Below are 7,590 nucleotides of genomic sequence, written 5' to 3' on the forward strand. Positions count from 1 at the left end.
AAGCCGTAGGCGATGGAGGCGACATCACGATCACTACCGGGTCGCTTTCGATAACGGGGGGCGCTGCACTCAATGCCCTGACCCAAGGACAAGGGAATGGGGGCAACGTGACTATCAATGCCCGCGAGCAGGTTTTGATAGATGGAAAGAATAGCAACGGAGGTGCCAGTGGAGTATTCAGTTCAGTGGATGTCAATGCCTATACGGATCAGCCGCCAGCAAGAGGTGACGGAGGCGATATTACCATCAGCACTGGCTCGCTTTCGATAACCACAGGTGCTGGATTGTTTGCCAACACTAAAGGTGAAGGGAATGGGGGCAACGTGATTATCAATGCCCGTGATCGGGTTTTGATAGATGGAGAGAATAGCAACGGAGGTGCCAGTGGCATCTTCAGCTCCGTGGATAGTAATGAGTATACCCAGCGATCGCCAGCAAGAGGTGACGGAGGCGATATTACCATCAGCACTGGCTCGCTTTCGATAACCACAGGTGCTGGATTGTTTGCCTTAACAAAAGGTCAAGGGAATGGGGGCAACGTGATTATCAATGCCCGCGATACGGTTTTGATAGATGGAGAGAATAGCAACGGAGGCGCCAGTGGGGTATTCAGCTCCGTGGAGAGTAATGCCAATACGGATCAACCGCCAGCAAGAGGTAACGCAGGCGACATCACTATCACCACGAACTCACTGTCAGTGACCAATGGCGGTGGGCTATATGCCCTCACCGCAGGACAGGGAAATGCAGGTAAGGTGACTATTGATGCCCGCGATCGCATCTCTTTCAATGGGGTTAATAGCAATGGAGGCTCCAGTGGGGTATTTAGCCGTGTAGATACAACAGGTGTTGGCCAGGGAGGCGATATCACCATCACCACTGGGTTGCTTTTGGTAACAGGGAGCGCTCAACTGAATACTCTCACCGCTGGGCAAGGAAATGCAGGCAATCTAAGCGTTACAGCACCGCAAGCGGTCATCTTGAGCGACAACAGTCAGCTCTCCGTTGAGACAAGGGGAGTTGGTCAAGCCGGAGATGTGACCGTTACAACTGAGACTTTAGATATCAAAGATGGAACCAGAATCTCTGCCACAGCTACAAACACAGCCACTCCCTCAGCACGAGGTGGCAGTATCAACGTCAATGCCTCTACTGTCAATTTCTCAGGTCAGATGAATGGCTTACTAGCCGAAACCGAAGGCGTCGCCCCCGCTGGTGCATTAACCCTGCAACCCTTTGCCAATGGACAGGATTTGACCATTAACCTTCAAGATAACGCCAAAATCTCTGCCGCTACTTCCGGTAGCGGTGAAGGGGGAAGCTTAAGCGTCACCGCACCGGAAGCCATCACCATTCGCGGACAAGGACAACTCTCCGTAGAAACCACAGGCGATGGTGCAGCCGGAAACCTCACCCTTGACACCCAAAATCTCACCATCACCGACGGCGCAACTATCTCAGCATCCACCGCCTCCCCCAACCCCCAAGGCTTAGGCGGTAATCTCACCATCAACGCCAGCGAATCCTTCATCCTCACCAACCAAGCCCGTATACTCGCCCAATCAAAAGGTGCAGCCCCGGCGGGCACTATCACAGTAGACAGTGGACAACTCACCGCCAATAATGGCTCAATTGAAACCTCGGCGACTCAATCAGCAGGCGGTGCGATTACCATCACGGCTGCTGACATCCGCCTATTTGGGGACAGTGACATCAGAACCGATGTCGCCTCTGGAGTCGGCGGTGGCGGTAATATTACCCTAACTGCCGACACCATCCTGGCATTTGCCGATAGCGATATCCTGGCATTCGCCCAAGATGGCAAAGGGGGTGATATCACCTTCAATACTCCCGTCTTCTTCGGTTTTGCCTATGCTCCTGCCCCCAAAGGCACTGATCCTGATACCCTGGATCATAATGGTCGAGTGGATATCAATGCCACAGGTGCAGTAGAAGGGGTGATTACCCTACCCGACACCAGCGCAGTTCGCAACAGCCTCACCCCCTTATCCAATAATCAAATCGATACCGACAAACTAATTGCCGAAAGTTGCATCGCCCGTCGCCATGAACCGAAACGGGGTAGCTTCTTTATTACGGGTACGGGGGGTATCCCGTTTCGCCCTGGGGATCTTTATGTTACACCGTATCAGACGGGGACGGTGCGGTCAATACCCCGTGAGGGAGCTGGGGAAGAATCTTCCTCAACTCGTCGCCCTTGGAAAATCGGTGATCCAATTATCGAGCCCACGGGGATATATCGATTAGCCAATGGGGAATTAATCATGGGTCGTTTATGTGGGGAGTAACGGTAAAAGGGTAGTAGTTCGGCACACCTGATTTGAGGAATTCCGAAACCGTAGGGGCGCACCGACGTGCGCCCGACACACCGACGTGCGCCCAACACGCCCCGTGCGCCCGATTCAATGGTCAAATCTGTTCCACAATTTTGGCTGTGTCATAGCAAATAAATACCCCCTGAAGAGAACTAGATCAGGGCACGATAGTATCGTGTCCCTACCGAATCAATTATCCCTAAGCTGTGTCCTATTATCTATCTCCGGCTAAATTTCACCAGAGGTTAAATTAGGGGGATAGGTAACTTTATCCAATCACAATTTATCACATTATGGTATTCCCCAATAGGATGAGGGCGCACGTCGGTGCGCCCCTACATCATATTTTTAATGGATAGTTTCATTTATAGCAGTAGACACATCGATTAAGACCAACCAACTGCTATTCGGCATTTAAACCTTAATGTTAACCACTGCAAAATCTTTGTAATGCGAGCATCTTGCTCGCTACCCATTGCCAATTTAAATGCGTGACAGCTTACAGGACTTACGCAACTTGAGTATTTCAACCTTATCTATAGTTTCGTTTAACAAGAATCTCGCCAATTGTACCCATGGCAATTACTCACTCCAATCCGTGGATTGGCAGTTTTCGGCAAGGGCAATGACAGGATTGCGCCATAATGTTGTCTAATTCTTACCATCAACTTGGCAGAAACAGTGAATGCATCGCTTCGTTTCTTTCCGTATCGTATTAATTAAAGAGCAAATTTTTAGCCATTCCCAGGAGAAACTAAGCCAATGCAACTCTGTTATCGTGGCGTTCCTTACCAGAAAAATCCCACTGTAATTCCCAGCACTGGATATAAAACCGTTGGTAACTATCGAGGGAAGCCCTGGCGCAAACCTATCCTGAAAAACGCCATTTCCGTGGCAGGATTTCGACAACTAAAGTATCGCGGTATCTCTTATATCAGCCCTGTCTGGGGCTTGAAATCCACGCCTTTACCCTTCAACCCTAAACCAAAACAAGGGGTTCAAAGTCGCGCCTCATCTCGATGATATAGCAGTAGATACATCGATGAGCACAAGTAGAGACGTTGCATGCAACGTCTCTACCATAAGATGTGTCCTAACCGCTATGGCGGTTGCTATAGCGGTTACCCATCCCCAATTTAAATCGTCCTAGACTTCAAATTAAAGAACAGGATCAGGTTTCTAATGAAAACCATTCTAATCATTGAAAATGATACCCAAACCCGAACTATTGTTAGAGAATTTACGGCTCACACCCCTTCATCAACCAACCATTCAGTTGTCTTTCCCTCCATTCCCAAACTCAGTGAATGCTTTAACTTTATCGAAGAGAACTATCACCAACAAATAAGCCTGCGCGATGTCGCCCAAGCCGTGGGTTACTCCCCTGCTTACTTAACCGACTTAGTGCGACGCCAGACGGGACAGTCGGTATGTCGCTGGATTATCAAGCGGCGCATGGCAGAAGCCCGTCGCTTACTCCTCGTCACCAGTCAATCCGTGCAAGCGATCGCAGAAGCTGTAGGCTATTTCGATACTAGCTATTTTATTCGACAGTTTCGCCAGCTTAACGGCATACCACCCCAAGCCTGGAGAAAAGCGCATCAATCCCATGGCAAACCCTATCAACTTACTTCTGATTAGGTTTTAGACGTTCAATAGTTTACCCTTAATTCATTGCTCTACCATGGAAAACTCAAAACGACTTCATGCTTCAGGGATTACACCCAATCCCTCCCTAGCCAAATCTCATGGCTTGGTTGTCAGCGACACCCCTAGTAATCATGACAGCCCCCCACAAAATCTGATATCATTACCAGCAAGGCTTCAGTGTCCCCAAGGATGGTGTTTCACTGGCAAAAAAGCCTGGACAACCCAACTCGCGATCGCAACGACTATTCTCTGTCTTGTCCCCCTATTCGGAGTAACCCGTAATACTTGGGCGCAAGAACCAACAAAGGCGGAAATTGCATCAGAAATTGAAAACTTAAAAAAAGCGGATGAATTTCTAGTTGAGGACGCTGTTGATGCGTTAAGAAAACTTGGTTCACCCGCGATTCCCCAACTCATTGAAGCCTTACAGTCAGAGAATTTGCAAGTTCGTCAAGGTGCCGTCGATGCCCTGGGGAAAATTGGAAAAGCAGCTATCCCGGATCTACTAGAAGGGTTAAAATCAGACAAAGAGCAAGTCCGTTGGAGTGCCGCGAATGGGTTAGGGAATATCGGTTCTCAGGCTCAAGATGCTATTCCTGACTTGATAGAAGCCCTTCAAGACAAAGAGGCACGAGTACGAAGCAGTGCCGCTGATGCGCTGGGGAGTATCGGTCATGACGCTCAAGATGCTATTCCCGATTTGATAGAAACCCTTCAAGATACAGATGCACGAGTACGCAGCAGTGCCGCTTCAGCACTGGGCAATATCGGTCATGATGCCAAAGACGCGGTTCCTAAGTTGATCAAAGCTCTCCAAGACCAAGAGGCGCAAGTCCGTAGTAGTGCCGCTGATGGGCTGGGGGGCATTGGTGCTGATGCCAAAGATGCCGTTCCTGATTTGAGGGCGGCGCTCCAAGACTCCGACAAGGATGTGCGTCGCAATGCAGCTTGGGCTCTGGGAAGGATTGGCAGTCATGCCAAAGAGGTAGTTCCTGATTTGATCCAGGCACTTCAAGACTCAGATAAGGATATTCGCAGAAGTGCGGCTTATGCTTTGGAAATGATCGGTCATGATGCCAAAGAGGCGGTTCCTGATTTGATAGTAGCGCTCAAAGAGGATAAGGAGGCGCAGGTGCGAAGCTGGGCGGCTGATGCGCTGGGAGCTATCGGCGCTAAAGAAGCGGTTCCCCAATTGAGAGTAGCACTTAAAGAAGACAAAGAAGTACAAGTTCGTAGAAGTGCGGCTTGGGCTTTGCTTAAAATTGGTGTTGAGGCTAAAGAAGCTGTTCCCGACTTGAGAGCAGCACTCCAAGACTCCGATAAATACGTGCGTGGAAATGCCGCTTATGCTTTGGGGGAAATTGGTGTTGAGGCGAAAGAGGCTGTCCCCGACTTGCAAGCAGCACTCCAAGACTCAGAGAAGTACGTGCGTGGAAATGCCGCTTATGGTTTGGGAGGTATCGGTGCTGATGCCAAAGAGACTGTTCCAGACTTGCAAGCAGCACTCACAGACTCCGATACAGATGTGCGCTCAAATGCGGTTAGTGCTTTAGGGAAAATCGGTGCAGAGGCTAAAGAAACTGTTCCGGAGTTAAGAGCAATTCTCAAAGACAACGGTGAGGATGTGCAAGTACGTCGCTCTGCCGTTTATGCTCTGGGGGGTATCGGCGCTGATGCCAAAGAGACAATCCCCGACTTAAGAGCAGCGCTTGAAGAGCCAGATAAGGATATTCGTAGCAATGCAGCTTTAGCTCTGAAGCTTATGGCTGATAGCCTTCAGGACAACGTAAACACACTATCTCCGAAAGAATTAGCGTCTACAAGATCTGAATTGGAGAAAGCCCTAAAGATTCTGGAAGCCAATCAAACGGAGTTCTCAGAGGAAGAGACTAACGCTGTACGTCGGGCGATCGCAGACCTGAAAGACCAACAAAACGCTCACGTTTCCAATTTGATTCGCCAGAATCCCTGGGCAATGGGAGTAATAGTCTACCTGATCTGTGTTCCATCTCTTTGGTCAATCCTCCTCTGGCTGCGCCCCTTGTGGTTGTTGAATCTCAACCAAATCCTGATGAAATACACCGATGTTATCGAATTGCCCCCAAACCTGGGCGGTTTTAAGATATCGCTTCGCACGGCTCTGATGATCCAGTTTTTTCATTATCACCCCAGAGTACTAGATGCCTGGGTCAAAGCACATATCCAATCCGCTCAAGCCGAATTTCAGGACAAAGAAACCGTCAAAAACCGCCAAGTCTATATTTCCATGCCCGTTACTCTCAATGGTAAAACCCTCCCCAATCTCACCGGTAAAGAATTACGCCCCACCTTTAAAAAACAACGAGACTGCTTACTCATCTGGGGAGAAGGAGGAGCCGGAAAAACCAGCCTCGCCTGTCAAATTGCTCGCTGGGCAATGTCAGAGGATGAAACCGAACGTCTGTGTAAACACCAGATGTTACCTGTACTCATTGAACAGGATCTCAATGTTGAAGCCGCCGATAAATCACCGCAATCCCAACTTTTAGACACCATTAATGGGCAGTTGCAAGACCTAATCGACATCGAAGAAAAAATACCCAATAAACTCCTGGAACGTCTGCTGCGACGTCGGCGGATTTTGGTGATTGTGGATCATCTCTCCGAAATGAACGAAGACACCCGCCGTGCTATCTGTCCGGCTCAGCCTGATTTCCCAATTAACAGTTTAATTGTCACCTCCCGATTTGCAGAAAAACTGGGTGGTGTGACCAAGACAAAAATTCAACCGATGCGAGTTGCTGGTAATCGCCTTTCCTCGTTTATGGAAGCTTACCTCACTGAACAGGGTAAACGGAATTTATTTGACGATGCGGAATACTTTGATGCCTGTCGGCAACTTTCTCTGATGGTGGGACAGCGTAATATTACAGTGCTGCTGGCAAGGCTGTTTGCCGAACAGATGATTGCGGCTAAAGAAGGCACAGGTAAACAGGATTTACCCGACAATATTCCTGAATTAATGCTTTCATACTTGAATGAACTCAACCAAAACGTTGTGAGCGATACATTGGATAACTGTACAGTACAGAAAGATGCCAAAATCATCGCTTGGGAATGTCTAAGACTCAAATATCGACCCACACCAGCCAAACGCCAAGATACCCTCAATGCCCTAGGAGGTGATGAACCCGAAATACACCTCAATTATCTTAAAGAACGTCTGGGTTTAATTCAAATTATTGGTCCGGCTCAAGACCAAATCCGTTTTGCGGTTGATCCCATCGCCGAATATTTAGCGGGTTTGCACTTAGTTGATATTTACGGTAGCGATGAGCAAAAATGGTGCAATTTCTTAAACAAAGCCGACTATGTGGAAGGAACCCCCGCTGCGATTCAAGGCTTCCTGCTGGCGGTGCGAGATTGTTGTCTGGCTCAAGGTGGAGTGCCTAACTTCGTGGTGGAGGAACTGAATCAACGAACGGGTGTGGCTGCAACTGAGATTCAAATAGAGAGCCAGTCTATAGCATTTCCCCAGCAGATACCATCCCATTAGAGTTGAGAGTTCAGATACAGCGCTTTGCGCTGTAATAAAGTACAGTAGATCAAAGTCCCCCTTCAGATC

General features: G+C 48.8%; 5 protein-coding genes. All 5 read left to right on the plus strand.

The features are described from left to right. A partial coding sequence (locus ACLFWI_RS22835) for a beta strand repeat-containing protein (RefSeq protein ID WP_446414834.1) occupies positions 1-2,309 on the plus strand: 2,309 nt, incomplete at its 5' end. Between the two features lie 514 nt (positions 2,310-2,823). Next, positions 2,824-2,991: a hypothetical protein gene (locus tag ACLFWI_RS22840; protein ID WP_446414835.1), complete on the plus strand. Its 168-nt coding sequence runs from the start codon at positions 2,824-2,826 to the stop codon at positions 2,989-2,991. Positions 2,992-3,098: 107 nt separating this feature from the next. After that, a complete protein-coding gene (locus tag ACLFWI_RS22845; RefSeq protein ID WP_446414836.1) occupies positions 3,099-3,359 on the plus strand; it encodes a DUF4278 domain-containing protein in 261 nt (86 codons plus the stop codon). 159 nt (positions 3,360-3,518) lie between these two features. Continuing rightward, the gene (locus ACLFWI_RS22850; protein ID WP_446414837.1) at positions 3,519-3,977 is read left to right on the plus strand and encodes a helix-turn-helix transcriptional regulator; all 459 of its coding nucleotides are present in this window, start codon (positions 3,519-3,521) and stop codon (positions 3,975-3,977) included. A gap of 43 nt (positions 3,978-4,020) precedes the next feature. Then, the gene (locus ACLFWI_RS22855) at positions 4,021-7,521 is read left to right on the plus strand and encodes a sister chromatid cohesion protein PDS5 (RefSeq protein WP_446414838.1); all 3,501 of its coding nucleotides are present in this window, start codon (positions 4,021-4,023) and stop codon (positions 7,519-7,521) included. The last annotated feature ends 69 nt before the right edge of the window (positions 7,522-7,590 follow it).

Source organism: Coleofasciculus sp. (genome assembly GCF_046539235.1).
GTDB lineage: Bacteria > Cyanobacteriota > Cyanobacteriia > Cyanobacteriales > Coleofasciculaceae > Coleofasciculus.